We start from the raw sequence: 22122 nt of genomic DNA, 5'->3' as shown, positions 1-22122 counted from the left end.
CCGGCGTGGTGTGCACGCCCCGCTCGAGACACTGCTATCGCGCACGCGCGCGGATTATTAGGACTACCTTTCCGGCGCGTCGAGTCGTTGGATTCCTGTCCATGCGAGAGAATTTCCGATCGGGACCGTCTCGCGCGCCATGCTCCTGGAGGCCAAGGGCTGCGCGGCGGTGGGACCACTGTTCGACACGCAGACGACAGCAACCGACCGCCGAGAGGGTCCGACGATGCAGCAGGACGAGCCTGGCGCCGCGGCTCCCCGCGCAATGTTGAAGTCGTACAAAAAAGTCTCGCGCTGGTATCCGGCCCTGGATCCGGCCGCCGATGCCCCGGATGCCAACGGCGACACCGGTTTCGGTGTCGAGGATCTCGATCCGGCGGACGGCCTCGCGCGCTACCCGCACTACATCACCGACGACGAACCGGAGTTGGACATTCCGCCACTGCCGGAATCGGTGCTGCGGCGCAGCCATTTCAGCGGGGCGTGGTCGGACTGGATGACCGATCGCGAGTCCGACTCGTACACACCGAGACTGCGCTACCGCGCCTCGACCGTCCTGGAATTCCCCAGCGAGGCCGACGAACCCGGCGCCGCGCCGTACGAGCGCGCCCGCGAGTTCGACGGCGATGCCGACCAGCCGGTCGACCGCGCCTCCGCGCTGCTGGATGCCCTGGATCGCAACGACTCGGCGGCGGGCGCCGCCGAGCGGTCCACGGGCCGACGACTTTTCGCAATTGCCTTCCTCATTGTTGCCGTGTTGTTGCTGGCCGTCGCGGGCGGAATTGCCCTGTATGTGCTGAACTCGCACAGCGGCACCGCGCAATCGCTGGGCACCCTCTACGGGGCAACCCGTTTCGGTCCGAGCGACGGTCTGGCGGCGTACAACGAAATGACGGCCCCGCGATGATCGGCGACCATGAATCTGTCGCAGGCAGCCCGGCGGGCTGAGAGGGAGAGCTGAGACCAATGGATCAGGACTGGAGCCGCTGGCTCGACGAAATGCCCGAGGAGGGCGAATCGTCGAGTCGTGCCGCGCGTTCCAAGGCTCCGGTGGTTCGATTGCGCAAGCGCCGTGGGGATTCCGGCGAATCCGGTCCGGCCCAGCGCCCGATCCTCGTGGTCGGCGGCTGCGGCGGCGCCGGAACCACCACTACCGCACTGGGAATCGCGGGTGAGATCGGCGCGGTCGGCGCGCAGGTGGTCGCAGTCGACGCGACCTCGGCCGGCAGTGATCTTGCTCTCCGCGGCGCGGATGAGCACCTGAGCCCGATCTCGCTACAGTCCTGGCTCTACGGCCGCGGCGACAACGAACCGGCTCCGCTCAAGGAATGCCTGTCCCGGGCAACCTCCGGGATCGGCCTGCTGTGGCGCGATCCGGACCCGCTGCGCCGCCGTGCGACCTATCTGACCGTCACCCGCGCCATCGACGACGCGGGGTATACCCCGGTATACGACGGCGGCAATCCGATCGCCTCCCGGCACCTGCGGCCGCTGCTCGAGGACGCGGATATCGCTCTGGTGCTGTCGATTCCGGCTCGCGTCGACGCCGCCAACCGGCTGCGCGTCACCCTGGAGTGGCTCGACGACCAGTTCGGCGCGCCGGGCGAGGGGCAGGGCGGCGGGATTGTCGGCGACACCACGATTGTCGTGTCACATCAGTTGCCCGGCACCGACTCCCGGATCGCTGATCATTTGCGGGAGCACCTCGACGGCTGGGTCCGCGACATCCGGGAGATTCCCTACGACCCGCACCTCGCCCGCGGAGAACTGGTGCGCCACAGCAATCTTGCCGCTGAGACACGCCGCGCGTATCGCCGCCTGCTTGCTGGAGTGGCATCATGACCGCAGCCATGAAGGAACGCCGATCCTCCGCCCAGAACATTGCTTCGGGGGCCGCTCTCGCGGCCGGTGTGGTGCCGCCGCCGGAAGCCCGCCGCGCACCGATCTGGGACCGTCCCGTACCCGGCGCCGGCCGCGCACCACTGGTGTGGCTGCTCGGCGTGCACGGGGGCGCGGGCGCGACCACGCTCTCGCATGTCCTTGCGCCGGCGGCGGATTCGCACCGCCGCTGGCCCGGAGTCTTCGACCGCGAATCCCCGTTCGTCGTGCTGGTGGCCCGCGAGACCATCTCCGGCCTGACCCGCGCCCACGACCTGCTGCGCCAGCATCACGCCGGCCTGGCCGGGCCGTGCGAGGTGCTGGGCCTGGTGACGGTGGCCGCGCGGCCGGGCCGGATCCCCGCGGAGATCCGGCGCTACCGCGACGTGGTCGGTTCGCTGGCCGGACAGGTGTGGCAGCTGCCCTGGCACGAGGAGTGGACCCTCGTCGAGCCCGATCAGCTGCCGGTGTGGTCGCCCGGTGACGCGCCGCCCGCCAAGGGCAAGCGCAAAGTCGATGCGCTGCACGAGATCACGCCCGAAGTCCGGGAGCTCGGCGCCGGACTGCTGGCGGCCGTCCAGCACGCGCTGGACACGCCACGCGACGACGCGCCGGACCGAGGGGAATGATCATGAAGATGCGTGGAATGCTCTGCGTGCGAACGTCTTCCGCGCGTCCGTTGACCGATGGACCGATAGCTCTGGAAGTTTCCTCCGGTGCTGCGGGCAAACCGCTCATCGGCGAGATTGTTACTAGCAGTTCGCTTTTGGAGAAGGACAGACAATGAGCATGCTTCTCGCCGTACACGACGCGTACGGCTCCCTCCTCGCTCAGGTCGGGAACCCGACCCCGGAGGCGCCGCCCGCGTCGGACAAGTTGCTGAAACTGGTTCGCTACTTCACTTGGTTCGTGCTGTTGTCGGGAATCATGGGCATCACCTACGCGGGCGGCCGCTTCGCGTGGGAGAAGTGGACAGGAGGCGGTTTGGAGTCGCCGAAGATGGTGGCCGGAGCCATGATTGGTGGAATCATCGCCACCAGTGCGGGCACGATCATGAACGCAGCGATCGGCTGATCGGCTCATGAACGCCACCCTGGCCGTGCTGGCATACAAGCAGATGCCGGCGGACGTGATCCGGCCCATCATGCAGCTGATCGACTGGCTGCTGTGGGTCGTGCTGCTGTTCTGTATGGCTTGGATGATCCTGTCCGCGGGCAGACTCTGGTACGCGTTCCGTGATGACCTGGCCGAGAACGACGCGACGCACGGGGTGGTGATGAGCCTGCTGGGCGCCATCATGGCGAGTTCGGCCAGCGGCATCGCCCTCGCCCTGCTGCCGACGTAAAGGCGTGTGCAGCTGAATTGTCCAGTGGGATACGAAACTTGGAGGCGCCATCATGAGCGAGAAGGAGTCGCCCGAGCGCGACCGCGTCTCGTTCGGCGTCATCGCCTCCGCAGCCGTGGTGGTGCTGATCCTCATCGTCGGCGCGGTGGTCTACTTCAGTCGTGACGACGCGGCCTCGTCGCCGGTGAAAGTCGAAGGCGGGCAAGTGACTTCGGGTGATTCCGGGTTGACCGGCTTCGCCTCCCCGGATATCGACCTGTTCGGGCGGCGCGTCGACGTCCCGAACAACCCTGCGGGACAACCGCTTCCGCAGGACTCGTCCAAGCAGCGCAGCGCGAGCGACTCGGACTGGCTGACCGCCGCCCCCGCGGGTCTCACCGACCCGCACGGCTGGCAGCGGGTCTACGGGGCGTCGGTGCCGTTCACCACCTCCGACGGTCCGACCAAGCTGGAAAACGGTCTGGCCGTGGGCTATTCGCACACCCCGCAGGGTGCGGCGGTGGCGGCCGCGCAGATCACCTACCGGCTCAATGCCCGTCCGGCCGACCGGGAACTGTATGTGCGGCAGGTGCGCGTGAGCACCCAGCAGATCGCCGCCTACGACCAGGCCCTGGCCGACGACCGGCTGCCGAAACAGCAGCCGGAGAAGGTGACCCGCTATCTGGTGGCGCCCGACGCCTTCCAGATCGAGAACTACGCCGACGACATGGCGATCGTGCGACTGGCCGTGCGCGGCCCGGTGCTCGGCAACCAGCAGCAGTGGTCGGCGGTGCGTTTGATCATGGTGTGGGACGCCGGGGACTGGCGGCTCAAACCGGCGACCTCCAAGACCTCACAGACCGAGAAGGTCGATTCCCTGGTGGGGTGGACGAAATGGTGAATGAGATGGCATTGCGACCCATCGAGAGGTGGACCCCATGCTGAGGAAGCTCCTCACGATCCTGGCGGTCGTGTTCACCGTCATGATCGCGACGCCCACCGTGGCGTACGGTCAGACCTACGGCTTCGACGAGACCTGCAACGAGATCCACGACTCGCTCGACGGACTCGGCATCCCGGGCATCACCCTCGGTGACGCGGCCTCGGCGGCGTGCAAGGCCGGCAATGTGGCCACGCACCCCACCGACGCGGCCGAAGCCGTGCGGGACAAGGCCTGGGACTCCACCTTCGGCAAGGTGGTGGACTCGCTCATGAGCGGTCTGGGCGAGGCGCTGATCCTGGCGCTCACCTTCTGGATGAAGGTGCCCAACGAAAGAGTCAGCGACACCGGCACGCTGTTCACGAAGATCAACGACTACACGTATCAGGCGCAGATCCTGCTACTCATGGTGTCGGTGATCCTCACCGGTGCGAAGCTCGCCGAAGCCAGGCGCGGAGCCGCGGTCAGCGAGGCCACCGAATCGTTCCGGATGTTCGCGCGGGTGATCTTCAGCTCCTGGATGCTGGGCGCGGTCATCGTGGCGGGCACCCAGGCTTCGGACAAGTTCTCCGAGTGGGTGATCAACGACTCCACCAATGGCGAAGCCCAGAACCTGGCCGAGCTGATGGTGAAAACCGCCGCCCTGCAAGCCTTCTCGCCGGGTCTGGTGCTGATCATCGCCATCGTGGGCCTGCTGGGGGCGCTCGCGCAGATCGTGCTGGCCATCGTCCGGCAGGGTTTGCTGATCGTGGCCGCCGGTGTATTGCCCTTGGCCGCAGCGGCTTCCGGCACCAATACCGGTAAGCAGTCGTATCCGAAACTGCTCGGCTGGATCATCGCCTTCATGCTCTACAAGCCGGTGGCGGCCATCGTGTACATGATCGCCTTCGCCACCGCCGGGCACGTCGACGAACTCAGTCAGGCGGGCACGCTGCCGGATGCCGATCAGGCGCAGCGCATGCTGGTCGCCATCGTGCTGCTGTGCTCGGTCGCGTTCGTGCTGCCCGCACTCATGCGTCTGGCCACCCCGGCCGTCGCCATCGTCGGCAGCGGTGGTTCCGGTTTGACCGCCACCACCGGCACCCTCGTCGGTGTCGCGGCCCTCGGTGCGGTCGGTACGCGTGCCGTCGCGCCGCGCGCCACGACAGGCGCTGCGGGACATGTGGGTCCGGGCCGCGGCCCGCGCCCGCCCGGCGGCTCCGGTCGCGGCCTGCCCGGCACCGGCGGACGGCCCGTGCCCCCGCCACGCCCGGGCGGCGGTGGCGGAGGCGGCGGCGCGGCGGCCGCGAGTCCTTCCGGCGGAGGCGGTTCCGGCGCAGTACCGTCAGGCGCGGCGCGCGCGGCCAACCGGGCGGCCCAGGTGCGGGCCGCCACGTCGAGCCTGAACCGGGCCGACGAGAAGATGGGCGACCTCGCCGGTGACACCTGGGCCAACCGTTCACCCGACCTCGGCAGGAGCACCATTCCGCGATGACGATGACCGACACCTACGAGCGCCGCTCGTACGGACTGTGGCAGAAGCCCCGCAGCGCAGGACTTTTCGGCCTGCGCTGGGGTGAGACCGTGGTCGGTTTCGCGGTCGTGATCACCGCCCTGCTGGTGGCGCTGGTGGCCGGACCCAAACCGGCGGCGGTGGTGGCCGGCGTCGGCGTGATCGTGATGGTTCCACTGGTGTGGCGGACCGGGGGTCGCTCCGGCTACGAGACGGGATTGATGATGTTCCATTGGTTGCGGGGCCGCTCCAAGGGCGAGCACGTGTACCGCGGTGGCCGGTTCTCCCGGATCCCCGGCGGTGTCACGCGGCTGCCCGGGCTCATGGCGCCGTCGCGGCTCTACGAGGGCATCGACGCGGGCGGCTACAGCTTCGGCATGATCCACCTACCCCAATTCGGGCAGTACACAGTGGTTCTGCGGGCCTGGCCGCAGGGGCACGAGGCCGTGGACCAGCCGGTCATCGACCGGTGGGTGGCGGCGTGGGGCACCTTCCTGGCCTCGCTGGGGCAGACCTCCGACATCGTGGCCGTCGTGCCGGTGATCGACACCGTGCCCGAGACCGGAAACCGTTTGCTCACCGAGGTTTCCGCCATCACACGGCCGGAGTCGCCGGATCTGGCGCAGCAGGTCATGTACGAGCTGGCGACCGAGCTGCCGCAGGAACGCGTGCAGCTGTTGCCGCGGGTGGCAATCACGTTCAAGGCCACCACCGCCGAGCGGCGCAAGAACCCGGCCGAGGAAGCGGTCGAGATCGGCCGGCGACTGCCGGGCATCTGCGCGGCGCTGGCCGAGGCGGGCGTGCGCGCGCAGCCCATGTCGGCCGACGAGGTCATCTCCTTCATCCGGCGCAGCTACGACCCCGCCTCGCAGGCGGATCTGGAAGTGGCGGCGGGCGAGCCCGGCGGTCACGGCCTGGATTGGGCTGACGCCGGGCCGGTTTCGCACGAGGAGCGCTGGGATCACTTCATCCACGATGGCGGCCGCTCGGTCACCTGGGAGATGGACACCGCGCCCGAAGGTGCGGTCGACGAGCGGGTGCTGCAGCGCTTGCTCGCGCCGAATCCCGAAGTGCCGCGTAAACGCATCGCCATCGTGTACCGCCCGCACTCGGCCGGTGACGCCGCGCAGATCGTCGACGACGACTACAAGAACGCGCTCGTCGCCCAGCAGAGCGAACGCGGTGTCGTGTCGGCCTCGGCCACCATCCGGGTGGGCGCCACCCAGCAGGCCCGCGAGGAGCAGGCCCGCGGCCACGGCGTCACCCGCTTCGGCGCGCTGGTGACCATCACCGAGCCGCTGCGCGGTGACCTGCCGCGCATCGAGGCGATCACCCGGGACCTGTCCACCCAGGCGCGGCTCAAGATCCGGCGCTGCTACCGCTACCAGGGCGCCGCCTTCGCCGCCTCCCTGGGTTGCGGCGTCATCCTGCCCGAGCACGCCACCATTCCGAAAGCACTTGCGGGGTGATCCTCCATGGCTCGTGACTTCGAACCACCGGTCCGGGAACGGGATTCGGCCTCGACCCGCCGCGGCACCCGCCGCGACGGGTCCACCCCCGATGCCCCCGCCCAGCCTCCTCGGGATGCCGAAGCCGCGGCGTCCCCCCGAGTCGTGCGCGACGAACACCGCCCCCGCCGCGGCACCCTCCCGGATCGTCGCCTGCTGCGCCGCGACACCCCGTTCGAACCCGAGCCCACCCCACCCCCCATGACGAGCGCCGAACGTCGAGCCGCCGAAATGGCCGAACTCGAACGCGCCCGCATCGCCGCCCGCACCACCAGCGCCCGGGTCCGCGGCACCGACCGCCGCTCCACCGACCCCGACGTTCCCCGCAATCACAAGGATGGTTCCTGGACCACCCAGGACCCGAACACTGCCGCCCCTGAAGCCCCGGAAACCCCGGAGCCGCAACCCGCCCGAACCTTCTCCGCCCGCCGCCGTCCGCCCGAGAACCTCAGCGCACCCGCCCGCGCCGCCGCTGAAATCGCGGCCCGCGAAAGCGCCCGCGCCGCAGAGAAATCCGGCCCCACCGGCGCGCGCGGCTCGGCCCCCGCCACCTCCGGCGCCGCCCGCGTGCGCGATGAATCCCGCACCACCCCTGGCGTATCCGCATCCGCCGGCGCCCGCGAGCCCTCCCGCACCACCTCCGGCCGCGAACGCGCCGCCGAATCCCTGAACGCCCCCGGTCGCGCCGCCGCCGAGATCGCGGCCCGCTCCGACGCCCGCGCCGCAGCCCGCACCTCGGGCATCCCCGACCAACCGTCGGAGGCGTCCCCGACAGCCCGCCGCGCCGCCGCCGAAATGGCCGAACTGGAACGCACCCGCACCCCGGGCCGCGCGCCCACCGCTGCGGCGGAGGGACGCCCCGCTGAGCTGTCGCCCGCCGCTCGCCAGGCCACCACGGCGACCACCACATCCACTCCGGACTCCGCCGCAGACCGTCACGCGACGACCGGTGCCGTCACACCGGGAGTCGACACATCGGCCGATTCCCACACCGCCGACGAGGCAGCGCCCGTTCTGCGCCGCACGTCCGCCACGCCGGAAACGCGGGACGGGGATGCCCGCGACGCGGCCGCATCGGTCCGGCCCGGCGCCTCCGAAGTCGATGCGCGGGTCGAGCACGACAGCGCCACAACGGCATCGGTGCGGCGCGCCGCCGATGGCGCGGACAGTCCCGGCCATGCGCGCCGCGCGGCCGATGCGGATGTCGCCGACCCGATGCGGTCGTCCGCATCGCGGGCCACGGACGGCGATCGCGCGACATCGCCCGCTTCCGGTCCGGAAGACGAACGGCCGCACACACTTCAGGAATCCTCCGGGCAGCCTGCCGCACGCGCGGAGACGCTCGACTCCGACAGCGCGGTGCGCGGGCCGGAGCACAGCGGCTCCGGCGCAGCACGGCAGAGGTCCTCGGGGGCCGAAGCACACGAACCGGCAGCAGCCTCGGTGCGATCCCGCGAGTCGAGTACGGCACCCGAGCCGACGGCCGGCGGTGACGCGCCCTCGGCGGCATCGGATGCGCCCCGGAGGTCCGACCGCACCGCCGGAATGGGCGAAACCGGGTCGGGCGCAGTGCAGAAGGCATCCGCGGCGGCCACCACCGACAGCGCGACAGGGCCGAACCGCCCCGACAAGGCGCGACCGCCCCGTGAATCCGGCGCAGTTGCTGCGGATTCGGATGCTCCCGGACACGCGGACCGCGGCGATGACCGCGCGGCAGGACCGCTCGACGCGCTGCGCCGAACCGCTGCCGGCGTCGGCGACGGATCCGATGATGCCGGCGCGGGTCACACGGGATCGGCCGAGGCCGCCGGACGGGTCGGCGGCAATGCCGACCGTGCGCGCGGCGAAGCCGGTGCCGCTGCGGGACAGGGTGATTCGGGAGCTGCTGGATCCGCGCCCGGAAAGGCGCTCGCGCGGCTGGACGCCGGTGCGGGCGAAACCCGTTCGGCGGCTGCGGGTTCCGGATCGGCGCGGTCGCGCGATGCTGATCCGCGGTCGGCCGGTGGTCGTACCCGTGAGCCGGGTTCGGAGGCCAGGGGGCGTGGGCGAGAACAGGGTTCGGAGAGCTCGGGCGGGAAGCGCCCGGGTGGGCCGGAGCGTGAGCGGATGCGCCGCGCCCCGGGGGCCGACCGTGGGGCCGACCGGGGAGAGGGGGAGGCGATGCGGAACAGGCGAGGCACGCGGGAACGCGCGCATGATGCGGAGACGCCCGAGCTGGAGGGACGGCCCGCACGGGGCGGCCAGGAACGGCGTGGCGAGGATCGAGAGGTGCGGCGCGGCCGGCCCCAGGGGAGCGAGACGCGTCGCACCGATGCCGATCGGGTGCATCTCGGTGGGCGCACCGGGGGACCCGAGCGGGAACGGCGGGTGCGGCCGGACGGGGACGCGGGGGAGCGGCCGGTGCGGAAACGCCCTGCGCGGAATCCGCGGCCGGAAGTCGCTGCCGCGGATGTCGATATGCGCAAGGGTGCGCGACGCGGCAGGCGCAGCAAGGACATCGAAGCCACGCCGGTGCGGAAGCAGTCCGGGAAGAAGAAGCAGTCGGGGCCGAAGCTGCTCGACGATGCCACGCGGGCGCGGTTGGAAGTCACCGCGCGCGAAGGCAATGGGATTCGGGCCGCGCTGGCCACGTTCCGGCTGCACACCGATGATCTGCGGCGGCGGAATTTCGCGGCGCGCGCGGAGCGGATGGAGTACGGGAGCTTCGACGAATTCGACCGCAGCACACAGCAGCTCACCGATCGCGGGTATGTAGGCGAGGGCGGCGGGCGAATGAACGTGATCGGCCGCCCCGTCGAATACCGTGCCACCACAGCGCAGGTCGCCGGGCTGTGGCCGTGGTCGGTGGGTGCGGGTGCGCCGCTGATCGGGACGCCGCTGGGATCGCACCTGCATACCGGCGCGCCGGTGTGCTTCGACCCGATGAACTGGTTCATGCGCGGCAGCTTCATCACCGCGCCGAGCCTTTTCGTGCTGGGGCTCAACGGTTTCGGTAAATCGTCGCTGGTGCGACGGATCGTGCTGGGTGGTGTGGCGCAGGGGATTACGCCGCTCATCCTGGCCGACGTGAAGCCCGACTACCGCAAGCTCGTGGAGCTGGTCGGCGGGCAGGTCATCGATTTGGGTTACGGGCACGGGAAACTCAACCCCCTCGCCGCCGGCGTGCTCGGCTCGGTCGTACCGCGGCTGGACGATATGCCGGTGTTGCAGACCCAGGTCATGCAGGAGCTGCGCGCCCGCCAGGTCACCCTGGTGGCGGGCCTGGTGGAGCTGGTTCGCGGTGCGCGCGTACGCGATTACGAGGAGACGCTCATCTCCACGGGCCTGCGCATCCTCTACCGGGACGGCAGCGAGTTCACCCCGGACAAGCCGCCCATCCTCGACGATCTGCTGGCCGTGATCGTGGCCGGCGGCGACGAACTGCAGCTCGACGCCGGCGCCGACAATCCCGACGAATACCAGAACGCCATCAAGGGCCTGCGCCGTTCCCTGCGCGCGCTCACCCAGGGCCCGTTCGGCGCGATCTTCAACGGCCACACCACAACTCCCATCGACACCGCGTCCACGGCCGTCTGCATCGACGTCTCGCACATCCCCAACGGCGACAAGAAGCTCAAGGCCGCCGTCATGCTGGCCTGCTGGGCGGACGGTTTCGCCTCGGTGGAGGCCGCGCACGTGCTCGCCGACGCCGGTCTGGGCCCGCAGCGCTACTTCCAGGTCGTGATGGACGAGCTGTGGCAGGTGCTGGGCCTGGGCGACTTCATGGTCGACCGCGTGGACGAGCTCACCCGTCTGCAGCGCAGCATCGCCACCGCGCTGATCATGATCTCGCACACCATCAAGGACCTGCAGGCGCTCGGCTCGGAGGCCGCCATCGCCAAGGCGCTCGGCTTCCTGGAACGCGCCCGCGCCAAGATATTCGGCGCCCTGCCCGCCGAGGAGATCCAGCGGTTGGATTCCACGGTCCCCTTCACGTCCGCCGAGGAGGAAATGGTGACCAGTTGGTCTGCGCCGCAGGCGCTCACCGGCGAGGCCCTCAAGCCCGGCCAGACGCGCCCGTCCGCGCCCGGCACCGGCAAATTCCTGCTCAAGATCGGTGAGGACCGCCGCCCCGGCATCCCGTTCCACATGGAGTTCACGCTCTCGGAGAAGGAGAGCGGAATCCACGACACCAACCAGCGTTTCAGCGAATTCACCGAAACCACGGCGCGCCGCGGGCACGGCACGGACACCGGTGGGGACGAGGGGAGTGCCGCATGATGCCGCATCGGTCCTACCGCAGAGTGTCGCCGGAGGTGCGGCAGGCCGCGGTCGAACAGGTCATCGCGCTGACCGGCAAACTCAGATCCGAATCCGAGGCGTGCCGGGTGGTCGCCGACCAGATCGGTGTGCACACCAATTCGGTGCGCAACTGGGTGCGCGCCGCGGAAACCCCGGGCCTGGAGCGCATGGACGCAATCGCCTTGCGCCGCAAGGTCGCTCTGCTCCAGCAGCAGCTGGCCGCGGCCGCGGAGATGAACCGCACCCTGGTGGAAACCCTCAATGACGCCAAGCGGGGCGTATGACCGGCGACCGTGTTCGCGAACACGCCGATCCGGCAAAACCGCTGGTATCGCCCACATGTCGGTCCCAGCGACTAGCCTGGAGGAATGGTCCGGTGCTGCGCCGCCGGCGCGGGCCGGACGGTGTGCAACCGGCGGTGCAACCCGCGATCGGGGTGGTGATGCTGGTGCTGAGCGTCGCAACGCTGGCCACCGCATGCGGCGGCGACAGCGGCAGTTCGGAGGGTTCGGGCTTCACCACGCTGTCCCCGCCCACTTCCACCACCCGCCTGCTGGACAAGGCCCCGGCCCCCGATCCCGCCACGGCCGACGGTGTTGCCGTGAGTGCGCTGCGTGAGATCTACACCTGGTATCCGGCCACCGAATCCCAGGACGCGGCGTTGCGACGGGCGCGGAAATGGCTGGGTCCCACCCTGATCCGTACACTGGATACGCCACCCAGCGGAGCGGAAACGCCGAAGGCGTCGCTGCAGTGGGCCGACTGGGGAAAGGCCGGCGCACACGTCGAGGCGTTCGCGTTCGCGTCCGGTGAGCAGGCGCCCCAGGGTGCCGACCCGGACCGGCAGCAATACAAGATCGGCATCGAGCAGACGGTCGTTTACCCCGACGGGCGGCGCACCCCACTGCCCCCGGCCACGGTCGTCGCCACCGTCGTACGCACCCCCGGCGGCTGGCTGCTGGACGAATTCCGTTGAGCGGCATCGACTTACAGGTCATCCCAGGAGGCTAGAGATGGCGAAGAAACCGGTGAAGGATCCGGCCGACCCGGGCCCGGACACCACCCTCTATCTGATCTACGCGGGGTTCGCGATCTTCGGAACCCTGTGGCTCGCCATGCAACTGGGCAGCCTGTTGTCCGGCCAGAAGATCCCGATCAACCCGATCGCCATCGGCCTGGACCTGGCCAAAGGCAAGATCGTATGGCCCACCGCGGCCACCGTCATCGTGATCCTGGTGATCATCGCCGCGCTGGCGTGGGTCATCCTGCGCCGCAAGTCGGCCGCGCGCGCGAGCGTGGGGCGACTACCGGTCGACGACAAGGCCGACTACATGGGCAGCGGTGGCGCGATCAAGTCGCTCACCGCCGCCGGTGCGCGGGAGAAGGCCGAACGCATCGGCATGCGCCTGGGCAAGGATGATCTGCCCGGCGTCCCGATCGGCATGTCCGTGGCCGACGGCGAAATGCTCTACGGCTCCTACGAGGACCTGCACGTCGACATTTGGGGCCCGCGCCAGGGCAAGACCACCTCGCGCGTGATTCCGGCCATCCTGTCGGCCATCGGCCCGGCCATGGTGACCTCCAACAAGCGCGACGTCGTCGACGCCACCCGCCTGGTGCGAGAGCAAAGAGGCAGCAACACTTGGGTTTTCGATCCGCAGGGCGTCGCGGACGAAGAGCCCACGTGGTACTGGGATCCGCTGGCCTGGGTCAATCCGGGCCGTCCCGGCTACGACGGCCGGGCCGCCAGCCTGGCCGGGCATTTCGCCGACGGCTCCGATGGCGGTACGGGCGGCAGCGATTCCGACACCTACTTCACGCAGGAGGCCGAGGAGCTGCTCTCGGCCTTGCTGCTGGCCGCGGCCGTCTCGCGGAAACCGATCACCCAGGTGTGGGAATGGGTGACCAACCCGCTCGACACCGAACCGATCGAAATCCTGCGCAACTCCATGAAATACGACATTCCCTCCGAGTTCCGCGACAGCTACCACTTCGTGGCCTCGGGCCTGGCGCAGCAGTACAACGCCGACCCGCGCACGGTCAGCGGCATTTTCGGCACTGCCAAGAAGATGATCCGCTCGCTGAAGCTGTCCTCGGTGCAGCGCTGGATCCAGTCGTCCAAGCGGTACACCCAGGAGGACGTCGAGGCCGAGCTCGCCAGGCTGATCAAGGCCGGCTCGCTGGAGAACGAGCAGGGGGCCATCAAGGCCAAGCGAGAGAAGCTCGAGGTATGGCTGGGCAGCCAGAAGCCGGACGGCCGTAGGCAATTCGACGAACTCGAGTTCATCGAGGGCAACGGCACGCTCTACTGTCTGTCCCTGGAGGGCCGCAGTTCGGCCGGCCCGCTGGTGAGCGCCTTCATCGAGGCGGTCATCGACGTGGCCGTGCACAAGGCGTCGCGTTCCCCACGCGGCCGGCTGCCCATCCCGCTGCTCGCTGTCCTGGACGAGGCGGCGAACGTGGTGCGCTGGAAGGATCTGCCGAAGCACTACAGCCACTTCGGATCTCGCGGGATCGTGGTCATGACGGTGCTGCAGTCCTGGGCGCAGGGCGCGCGCTGCTGGGGCGTGGACGGCATGGAAGCGCTGTGGGCGGCCGCCAATGTGCGGGTGCTCGGCAGCGGCGTCGACGATGTGCAGTTCCTGCAGCAGCGGGCCGAAACCATCGGCGAGTACGAGAGCATCTCGCAGTCGGTGTCGGAATCCAAGGGCGGCAAGAGTTATTCGCGCTCGCTGGGGTCGTCCAAGACGTTCAATGTGAACTCCCTGGCGACTCTGCCGACCGGCCGCGCCATCGTATTCTCCTCCGCCACACCGGCGGTGCTGATCAAGACGGTGCCGTGGTGGGAGGGCGAGTACTCCACCGCCGTGCTGCAGTCGCTGGAGAAGCACGAGCCGGGCATGAAGAAGAAGACAGAGATGATCGATCTGGTCAATGACCGGCTATCCATGACGAAGAAGCCGGTAGTCGACGCGGGCACAATCGAGGAGGCGCGGCCGCTGTGAGCGACCAGCAGGAAACACCCATGGTCTATTCGACGGTGGTCGAGTTCGTCGAGAACTACCTGAGTCTGGTCTATCGGCGGCAGGTCACCGATATCAGCGACACGGTGTGGTGCCCGGAGTGGTGGAAGCACGCGGAGGCGGTGGTGCGACTGGAGGCCATGTGGCGTGCCTGGGAGCACTACCGGCTCGATGGCAAAACCGGTCTGTCCGTATGGTTTCTGGACCACGCCGACCCGCACATGGCGCGCCTGTTCGACCCCAAGGGCCCGTTCAAGTACTGCAGTGTCCGCAACGGCCACAAGGACATGCTGACCCCGCTGCCGCTGAAGTCGCCCACGCACGGGCTGTTCAGCAATCCGGCCATGGGTGAGTTCCCGAGCTGAACCGGAGGATCCGTTGAAAACCATTGGGCGGACCGTATTTTTACGGTCCGCCCGGTCTGTACAGCGGTGAGACTCGCAGTGTGAGATTTCAGAGCGCGGTGGGACTCAGAGCGTACGTACCCGCTCGAGCTCGCGCTGGCGTTCCCGCTCGCGGGCCCGGGCTTCCATCTCCCGGCTACGCCGCTGTGCGACAGTGGCTTCCTGCTCCCGGGCCCGGACTGCTTCGCCCGCCGACTGCGCCTGCCCGACCTCCATCAGCATGCGCACCGCGGCCAGTTCCGGCGCGATACCCATACGTGAAAGGTGTTGGGCGAGAGCGGTTCTGCGTTCCACCGAGTCGTATCGCACGAGGGATTTGTTCACAGCCGCCTGCGTGGCCGCCATACGAGTGGCTTCGGCCTGCGCGGCGAACCGGTCCTTCTCCAGCGATACGCCCTTGTCCAACGGCGGCTTTTCCAGAATGCGGCTCAGCTCCACATTGCGTGGGTCCTTGGCCTTGGCATTGGCGGCCTCGCGGAGCTGGCGCTCGCGAGCCTCCTTCTGCCGAGCCTCCGTCATCTTGACGCGGGCTTCGGCTTCCTTCTGGCCACGTTCCCGGGTGCGCAGCGCGACAAGTGTCGCCAGCTGCAACATTTGCCTCATCATCGCCGCTGTTTCGCGGCCGATGTCGTCGAGTTCCTCGGCCATTGCCTGCTCCCCGATGCTGCAGTGATCACTATGGATGATTGTGGTGCTTCGTCATGGACATCGCCACACGAACGGTGGTTCGTGGACGGTGTCCCGCCTGCAAACGTGGACACCGGGAGCACTTGGAGGCGTCGGACGTGCCCGGTGGAGGGTTACCCCGGTGGGCCTTTACTACGCCCTTTCGTACTCCGTTCTACGAGATTACCAGCGAAAACTCCGAACCCGCCGTACGCGCGGGTCGCGATCCAGCATATATCGCACATTTCCGGCAGGTCGTGGGAAACTCAGGATTTTCTTTGGTTAGGGAAGCCTAATTCCGGAGGTTCCGTGGCCTGATCGGTCGGGTTCCGCCGGAAAAGGAACGGGCCCGGCGTCCACTGTGTCCCGCGGGGGAGACACAGCGGGCGTCGGGCCCGAAAAACCGTGCCGGTCAGTCGATTCGGACGGACTGAATCGTTACCGGTTCCTTCGGCTGCGTGGTCTGCCCGGTCGGGTCCGGGACCACGCCGAGTGCCGCGATCTTGTCGACGGTCGCCATGCCGGCCTCGTCGACCGTGCCGAAGATGGTGTACTGCGGCGGCAGCTTGGAATCGGCGTAGACGATGAAGAACTGGCTGCCGTTGGTGCCCTTGTGGTCGATGCCGTTCGAGCCCGCGTTCCCATTGGCGTTCGCCATGGCCAGGAAGCCGCGCTTGTAATCGATGGGCTGCTCGGCCTTCGGATCGTCGGCCGGGTAGTCGGTGGTCGGGTACTCGTTGTCGAACTCGTAACCCGGCCCGCCCATGCCGGAGGCGGTCGGGTCACCGCACTGCAGCACCTTCAAGCCTTCACTGTCGGTCATGCGATGGCAGTTGGTGCCGTCGAAGTACTTCTGCTTGGCCAGGCTCTCGAAGCTGTTGACCGTGTACGGCGCCTTGTCGGCATCCAGATTCACGGTGATCGGACCCTGATTGGTCTCGATGGTGGCCTTGACCGTGCCCTTGGGCAGCTTGTCCTTGTCCTCGCTCGGCTTCTCCACCGGGCGTGCGGCCTGGTCGGTGCTGTTGCGATAGAACGGCGGCGGCGGAGTCGGCTCCGGCCGGGTGGCGAACCAGACAATTGTGCCGGCCGCGACGGCGACCACAACGCCCGCGACCGAGGCCGCGATGGTGATCTGCTTGCGCTTGCGCGCCCGCTCGGCTCGATTGGCCAGTTGACGCTCCAGCTTCCTCTTGGCCGCAGCGCGTCGCTGTTCATTCGTCGGCACTAGCTGTTCCCTCCGTATCGGTTGCTTCCGGCACAGGAGTCTGCCATCTATTCCTTAGAACTTCCCGCGTGACCAGCGGGTCGATACCGGTTGGACTTGCTGGGGACCGGTGGTGGAAAATTGCACATCGTGACCAAGACCAGCAGCTTTCAGGCCCCGAAGGGGGTCCCCGATTACTTCCCGCCCAACTCCGCGGAGTTCGTCGCCGTTCGTGACGGACTGATTCGTGCCGCGCGATTGGCCGGGTACGGGCATATCGAGCTGCCGATCTTCGAGGACACCGCGCTGTTCGCGCGGGGTGTCGGCGAGTCCACCGATGTCGTGTCGAAGGAGATGTGGACCTTCGACGATCGCAAGGGCAAGAGCTACACGCTGCGGCCGGAAGGCACCGCCGGTGTCATGCGGGCGGTCATCGAGAACAGCCTCGATCGCGGGCAGTTGCCGGTGAAGCTGTGCTACGCGGGGCCGTTCTTCCGGTACGAGAACGTGCAGGCCGGGCGGTATCGGCAGTTGCAGCAGGTCGGTGTGGAGGCCATCGGGGTCGATGATCCGGCGCTGGACGCCGAGGTGATCGCCGTGGCCGACACCGGGTTCCGGGCGCTGGGGCTGACCGACTACCGGCTCGAACTCACCTCGCTCGGCGACGACACCTGCCGGCCGCAGTATCGGGAACTGTTGCAGGAGTTCCTGTTCAAGCTTCCCCTCGACGAGGAGACGCGGCGGCGGGCGCAGATCAATCCGCTGCGGGTGCTCGACGACAAGCGGCCCGAGGTCAAGGAGATGACCGCGGACGCGCCGCTCATGATCGATCACCTGTCGGAGTCGGCCAAGGCGCACTTCGATCAGGTGCTCGGATTCCTGGACGGGATGGGCGTGCCGTATGTGGTGAACCCGCGCATGGTGCGCGGGCTGGACTACTACACCAAGACCACCTTCGAATTCGTGCACGACGGGCTCGGCGCGCAGTCGGGGATCGGTGGTGGCGGGCGCTACGACGGGCTGATGGAGAAGCTCGGCGGGCAGGCGCTGTCGGGCATCGGATTCGGCATCGGCGTCGACCGCACCGTGCTCGCCCTCAAGGCCGAGGGCAAGACCGTCACCGACGGGTCGAGTGTGGACGTCTACGGTGTGCCGCTCGGCGAGGTGGCCAAGCAGCACCTGGTCGCCTTGGCCGCGCAGCTGCGGGCGGCCGGAATCCGCACCGACCTCGCCTACGGCGGGCGTGGCCTCAAGGGCGCCATGAAGGGTGCCGACCGGTCGGGCGCGCGCTTCGCCCTGGTGCTCGGCGACCGCGAGGTCACCGAGGGCCAGATCGGCCTGAAGGACCTGCGCACCGGCGAACAGCGCTCGATCCCGCTGACCGAGACCGTGGCGCAGGTCGCCGCGGCGCTGGCGGCGGAGTAACCGAACAACCAAGGCGGGCAGGGCCTTCCACGCTCCGGCGGGAAGGCCCGGCCCGCGCCCGGTCGCGCCGCGCCCGACGCGTGTCGCCGAACCCCTGACCGGACGGGACATCGTGTCGCCGAACCCCGGTGGGGGAGCGAACATCCTGGTACCGTCCCGTCGGTGCGCGACGCGACGACCGAGTATCCGCGCACCCCGGACGAATTCGGACGAATGCACCTGTGACTGAACAGCCGAATACCGAGCCCGCCACCACGGTCGGCCTCGACCTCATCGCACCCGAGATGTACGCACCCGCCCTGCGGCGGCTCACCCTGGCGGCCCTCGGCGTCGGGATCGGCGTCGGGTTGCTGCTGGCTCTGTTCGTGAGCTGGCCCATCGCGGCCTGCGCCGGAATCGTGCTCGGCGCGCCGACCGCGCTGTACGCGGCCGCCGCGCAACGGCGGCGAATGTGGCTGTCCGGCACCGTGATTCACGCCCGCAACTGGTCGGGCGAGCACACCCTCGATCTGGCCGCCGCCACCGGGGTGGAAGTCGCGGTGTACCCCGGGCGGCTGAGCCGGGTGGTCCTGCGCGTCACCACCGGACCCGAGAGCCGGATCATCCCGCTGGCCATGTACACCGACAGCGGCAGCGGCCGCGAGATGCACATCCTCGGCCTGCGCCGGCTCGCCGACGCCCTGGCCTCCTGCCCGCTCGCGGCCGCGCTGGCGGTGTCGTCCATGCTCGTGCACCAGCTGCGTGCCGAAGCACGCGACGCCAATGCCGAAGAGCGCCCGCTCTACCGCGCCGCACGCATGGTGCGCGGCAAGGACGCCGTGCAACCGGTCGTACTCAGCGACCAGGACATCGCCGAACTCGCGAAATAGCGCGGAGCGGGGCGATACGGCGGCAGCGCGGCCGCCGCCATGTCGTCGATCGTGTGACTGACTGTCTGGTTGCTCACGACAGGTGGGGTGGGGCGGTGAGCTCTCGTTAGGGTGGAAACGGATGTCCGTCCAGCGTGAGGAGACCGTCGTGAGCAGTGCCGCCCGACCCGTGACAGTGACCGTGACCGGCGCCGCCGGACAGATCGCCTACGGACTGCTGTTCCGCATCGCCTCCGGTGCGCTGCTCGGCCCGGACACCCCGGTTCGACTGCGGCTGTTGGAGATTCCCGCCGCGGTGGCCTCCCTCGAGGGCGTGGCAATGGAATTGGAGGACGGGGCGTTCCCGCTGCTGTCGTCCATCGACATCGCCGACGACCCGTGGGTCGGGTTCGACGGCGCGAATATCGCGCTGCTGGTGGGTGCGCGCCCGCGCACGGCCGGCATGGAGCGCGCGGACCTGCTGGCCGCCAACGGGCCCATCTTCACCGATCAGGGCGCGGCCATCAACGCCAATGCGGCGCAGGACATCAAGGTGCTGGCGGTCGGGAACCCGGCCAATACCAATGCCTTCATCGCCGCGAGCAACGCGCCCGACGTGCCCGTCACACGTTTCACCGCGCTGACCCGCCTCGACCACAATCGCGCCATCGCGCAACTGGCCGAGCGGACCGGCGCGCCCGCCGCCGAGATCGAGCGAATCGCCATCTGGGGCAACCACTCCGCCACCCAGTACCCGGACCTCTCCTACGCCACCGTGGCGGGCCGCCCCGCCTTCGAGGCGATCGGTGCCGACCGCACCTGGGTGACCGACGACTTCATCCCGACCGTGCAGCAGCGCGGCACCGCCATCATCAAGGCGCGCGGCGCGTCGTCGGCCGCCAGTGCGGCCAGCGCCGCCATCGACCACATCCACGACTGGGTCCTGGGCACCGCCCCCGGCGACTGGACCTCCATGGCCGTGCCGTCGGACGGCTCCTATGGCGTCCCGGAGGGTCTCATCAGCTCGTTCCCCGTCACCTGCGCGGACGGCGAGTACACCATCGTCCCCGGCCTGGAGATCGACGAATTCTCCCGCGCCCGAATCGATCTCAGCGTGGCCGAGCTGGCGGCCGAGCGCGATGCGGTGATCGAGCTCGGCTTCGCCAAACGCTCCTGATGCGCGGTGATCAGCTCAGCTTGCTGATCACATTGTCGCCGTACCACTTGATCTTCGTGATCTTGTCCTCGAGGCTCTCGGTGTCGTGCTCCATGGCGTAGGAGTTGCGGAAGCCGATGATCAGGTCGGTGATCCCCTTCTCCTCGAGGCGCTCGACACCGTCGGGGGTGTACCCGTCGCGGGAGACGGCGTGGATCTCGAAATCGCCGGAATGATCCCGCTCACTGCGCAATTCGTCGATGCGGGCCAGGTACTTGTCGAGCTCCTCGGCATTGCCGCCGGCGTGCATCCAGCCGTCGCACAGCCGCACGGCCCGTTTGAGGGCGGCGTCGCTGTGGCCGCCGATGAGGATGGGCAGCGGCTCGGTGGGCGCGGGGGTGAGTTTGATCTTGGGGATGTCGTAGAACTCGCCGTGGTATTCGAAGTACTCGCCGGTGGACAGGCCGCGCACGATCTCGATGCACTCGTCCAGGCGCTTGCCGCGGCGCTCGAACGGCACGCCCATGATCTGGAAGTCCTCCGGCCAGGGGCTGATGCCCACGCCCAGGGCGAAACGGTTGTTGCTCAGGCGCGCAAGGGAACTCGCCTGCTTGGCGACCAGGACCGGCGGGCGGATGGGCAGCTTGAGGACGAACGGGGTCAGGCGCAGGGTGGTGGTGGCCGCGGCGATGGCGGCCGAGAGCACGAAGGTCTCGATGAACGGCTTGCCGTCCAGGAATTCGCGATTGCCGTCCTTGGTGTACGGGTACTTCGAGTCGGACTCGGCCGGGTAGGCGATGCTGTCGGCAATGGTCATGGAGTGGAATCCGGCGGCCTCCGCGGCCTGCGCCAGCGGAATGTAGTAGTCCGGATTCGTCATGGCCTCCGCGTACGTGAAGCGCATCGGGTCGTCCTCTCGACAGTGAGCAAGTGAAAAACTAGAACAGATTCTAGTTGTGCCCGTGATGCTAGCCGGGGGACCGGCCCGAGGTCACGCGAAACGGCTACTCCGGTGGGTGGCACGCCGATCTCGCTGAACAGCAGTATCAGTCGTATCGCAACGGAGAGCCCGGCGCGGCCCGGCGTCTCGATAGCTGAGACCGGATCCGCCTACGGGTTGTCCAAAAATCTGGAGCTTGTTCTAATCATTGTCATGACCATCGTCATCACCGGGTCCGGATCCGGGATCGGTGCGGCCACCGCCGCTGCCCTGTCCGCCGCGGGCCACGACATCCTCGGCATCGATCTGCGCAATGCCGACGTCACCGCCGATCTGACCGATCCCGCCGCCCGCGACGCCGCCGTGGCCACCGTGCTCGAGCGCACCGGGGGAGTCCTCGAGGGCTTGGTGCTGTGCGCGGGCGTCGGCCCGCACGTGCCCGACCCGAACTTCGTGGTGGAGATCAACTATCGCGCCACCGTAGCCCTGCTCGACGCACTACTGCCCGCCCTGCAGAAGGGCGAATCGCCTGCGGCTGTGGTGGTTTCGTCGGTCGCCTCCACCCATATCGCCTGGGACCAGAACCCGATCAATACCGGCACCGAGGCCGAAGCCTTCGCCGCCGCAGGCGATTTCGCGGGTTCCTACGCCTACGCGGCCTCCAAGAACGCCGTCACCGTCGCGGTGCGGCAGCGCGCCGAGGAGTGGGGCGCGGCGGGCGTGCGGCTCAATACCGTCGCCCCGGGCAGCGTCGACACCCCGCTGCTGCAAGCCGGTATGGCCGATGCGCGCTACGGCGACGCCATCCGCAACTTCACCGCCCCCATCGGCCGCAATGGCACGCCGGAGGAAATCGCTTCGCTCATCGCGTATCTGCTCGGACCGCAGGCCGGATTCATTCACGGCGCGCAGTTCGTCATCGACGGCGGCATCGACGCCAAGGTGCGCCCGGCCGCCGTCTGATCCACACCGTCTTCCGTTTCAGCGCGCCCGGCACGACCGGCGCCACGAACGGTGGTCGAGCCCGCGG

General features: G+C 68.8%; 20 protein-coding genes. 17 read left to right on the top strand and 3 right to left on the bottom strand.

What is annotated here, in order from left to right; translation table 11 throughout:
* The first annotated feature begins 226 nt into the window (after positions 1–226).
* The 13 genes from H0264_RS28000 to H0264_RS27940 all read left to right on the top strand — a co-directional run bounded on the left by H0264_RS28000 (position 227) and on the right by H0264_RS27940 (position 14811).
* Positions 227–907: a hypothetical protein gene (locus H0264_RS28000; protein ID WP_181580322.1), complete on the top strand. Its 681-nt coding sequence runs from the start codon at positions 227–229 to the stop codon at positions 905–907.
* Between the two features lie 59 nt (positions 908–966).
* The gene (locus tag H0264_RS27995; RefSeq protein ID WP_181580321.1) at positions 967–1842 is read left to right on the top strand and encodes a MinD/ParA family ATP-binding protein; all 876 of its coding nucleotides are present in this window, start codon (positions 967–969) and stop codon (positions 1840–1842) included.
* Positions 1839–2507, top strand: a complete 669-nt coding sequence (locus H0264_RS27990) for a hypothetical protein (RefSeq protein WP_420831990.1) — start codon at positions 1839–1841, stop codon at positions 2505–2507. Before H0264_RS27995 ends, H0264_RS27990 begins: the two co-directional genes overlap by 4 nt.
* 154 nt (positions 2508–2661) lie before the next feature.
* Positions 2662–2952: a hypothetical protein gene (locus tag H0264_RS27985; RefSeq protein WP_181580320.1), complete on the top strand. Its 291-nt coding sequence runs from the start codon at positions 2662–2664 to the stop codon at positions 2950–2952.
* A 7-nt stretch (positions 2953–2959) separates the two neighbouring features.
* On the top strand, positions 2960–3223 hold the full coding sequence (locus H0264_RS27980) for a hypothetical protein (protein ID WP_181580319.1): 264 nt from the start codon (positions 2960–2962) through the stop codon (positions 3221–3223).
* 52 nt (positions 3224–3275) lie between these two features.
* Positions 3276–4103, top strand: a complete 828-nt coding sequence (locus H0264_RS27975; RefSeq protein ID WP_181580318.1) for a DUF8175 domain-containg protein — start codon at positions 3276–3278, stop codon at positions 4101–4103.
* A 37-nt stretch (positions 4104–4140) separates the two neighbouring features.
* The gene (locus H0264_RS27970) at positions 4141–5616 is read left to right on the top strand and encodes a hypothetical protein (RefSeq protein ID WP_181580317.1); all 1476 of its coding nucleotides are present in this window, start codon (positions 4141–4143) and stop codon (positions 5614–5616) included.
* Positions 5613–7103: an SCO6880 family protein gene (locus tag H0264_RS27965; RefSeq protein WP_181580316.1), complete on the top strand. Its 1491-nt coding sequence runs from the start codon at positions 5613–5615 to the stop codon at positions 7101–7103. Before H0264_RS27970 ends, H0264_RS27965 begins: the two co-directional genes overlap by 4 nt.
* Positions 7104–7109: 6 nt before the next feature.
* Entirely contained in the window at positions 7110–11402 is a 4293-nt protein-coding gene (locus H0264_RS38810) for a hypothetical protein (RefSeq protein ID WP_244975966.1), read from the top strand.
* Positions 11399–11707 carry a transposase gene (locus H0264_RS27955; protein ID WP_181580315.1) on the top strand — a complete coding sequence of 103 codons (309 nt, stop codon included), beginning with the start codon at positions 11399–11401 and terminating at the stop codon, positions 11705–11707. The genes H0264_RS38810 and H0264_RS27955 overlap by 4 nt, the downstream gene beginning before the upstream one ends.
* 92 nt (positions 11708–11799) lie before the next feature.
* Positions 11800–12399: a hypothetical protein gene (locus H0264_RS27950; RefSeq protein WP_231085074.1), complete on the top strand. Its 600-nt coding sequence runs from the start codon at positions 11800–11802 to the stop codon at positions 12397–12399.
* A gap of 37 nt (positions 12400–12436) precedes the next feature.
* Positions 12437–14428, top strand: a complete 1992-nt coding sequence (locus H0264_RS38805; protein ID WP_231085075.1) for a type IV secretory system conjugative DNA transfer family protein — start codon at positions 12437–12439, stop codon at positions 14426–14428.
* A complete protein-coding gene (locus H0264_RS27940; RefSeq protein WP_231085076.1) occupies positions 14425–14811 on the top strand; it encodes a DUF4913 domain-containing protein in 387 nt (128 codons plus the stop codon). Before H0264_RS38805 ends, H0264_RS27940 begins: the two co-directional genes overlap by 4 nt.
* Before the next feature lie 105 nt (positions 14812–14916).
* On the opposite strand, the gene H0264_RS27935 is transcribed toward H0264_RS27940, so the two are convergent.
* Both H0264_RS27935 and H0264_RS27930 read right to left on the bottom strand, forming a co-directional pair.
* Positions 14917–15498, bottom strand: coding sequence for a hypothetical protein (locus tag H0264_RS27935; RefSeq protein ID WP_181580314.1), 582 nt, complete (start codon positions 15496–15498; stop codon positions 14917–14919).
* 430 nt (positions 15499–15928) lie between these two features.
* Positions 15929–16744 (bottom strand): peptidylprolyl isomerase, encoded by an 816-nt coding sequence (locus tag H0264_RS27930; RefSeq protein WP_181580313.1) that lies wholly within the window; start codon positions 16742–16744, stop codon positions 15929–15931.
* 129 nt (positions 16745–16873) lie between these two features.
* On the opposite strand from H0264_RS27930, the gene hisS reads away from it, so the two are divergent.
* The 3 genes from hisS (at position 16874) to H0264_RS27915 (ending at position 20173) form a co-directional block, all read left to right on the top strand.
* Entirely contained in the window at positions 16874–18148 is a 1275-nt protein-coding gene (gene hisS / locus H0264_RS27925) for a histidine--tRNA ligase (protein WP_181580312.1), read from the top strand.
* A gap of 221 nt (positions 18149–18369) precedes the next feature.
* A complete protein-coding gene (locus H0264_RS27920) occupies positions 18370–19017 on the top strand; it encodes a hypothetical protein (RefSeq protein WP_181580311.1) in 648 nt (215 codons plus the stop codon).
* A 148-nt stretch (positions 19018–19165) separates the two neighbouring features.
* Positions 19166–20173 carry a malate dehydrogenase gene (locus H0264_RS27915; protein ID WP_476703696.1) on the top strand — a complete coding sequence of 336 codons (1008 nt, stop codon included), beginning with the start codon at positions 19166–19168 and terminating at the stop codon, positions 20171–20173.
* Positions 20174–20183: 10 nt separating this feature from the next.
* Here the strand turns inward: H0264_RS27915 and H0264_RS27910 are convergent, their stop codons facing one another.
* Complete coding sequence (locus H0264_RS27910) at positions 20184–21056, bottom strand: TIGR03619 family F420-dependent LLM class oxidoreductase (RefSeq protein ID WP_181580309.1); 873 nt, start codon at positions 21054–21056, stop codon at positions 20184–20186.
* A gap of 249 nt (positions 21057–21305) precedes the next feature.
* Here H0264_RS27910 and H0264_RS27905 point away from each other — a divergent pair, with 249 nt between their 5' ends.
* The gene (locus H0264_RS27905; protein ID WP_181580308.1) at positions 21306–22055 is read left to right on the top strand and encodes an SDR family oxidoreductase; all 750 of its coding nucleotides are present in this window, start codon (positions 21306–21308) and stop codon (positions 22053–22055) included.
* The last annotated feature ends 67 nt before the right edge of the window (positions 22056–22122 follow it).

The sequence above is a fragment of the Nocardia huaxiensis genome, assembly GCF_013744875.1.
Taxonomy (GTDB): domain Bacteria; phylum Actinomycetota; class Actinomycetes; order Mycobacteriales; family Mycobacteriaceae; genus Nocardia; species Nocardia huaxiensis.
The sequence above is the reverse complement of the archived record's forward strand: the minus strand, read 5'-3'. Positions and strand labels throughout refer to the sequence as shown.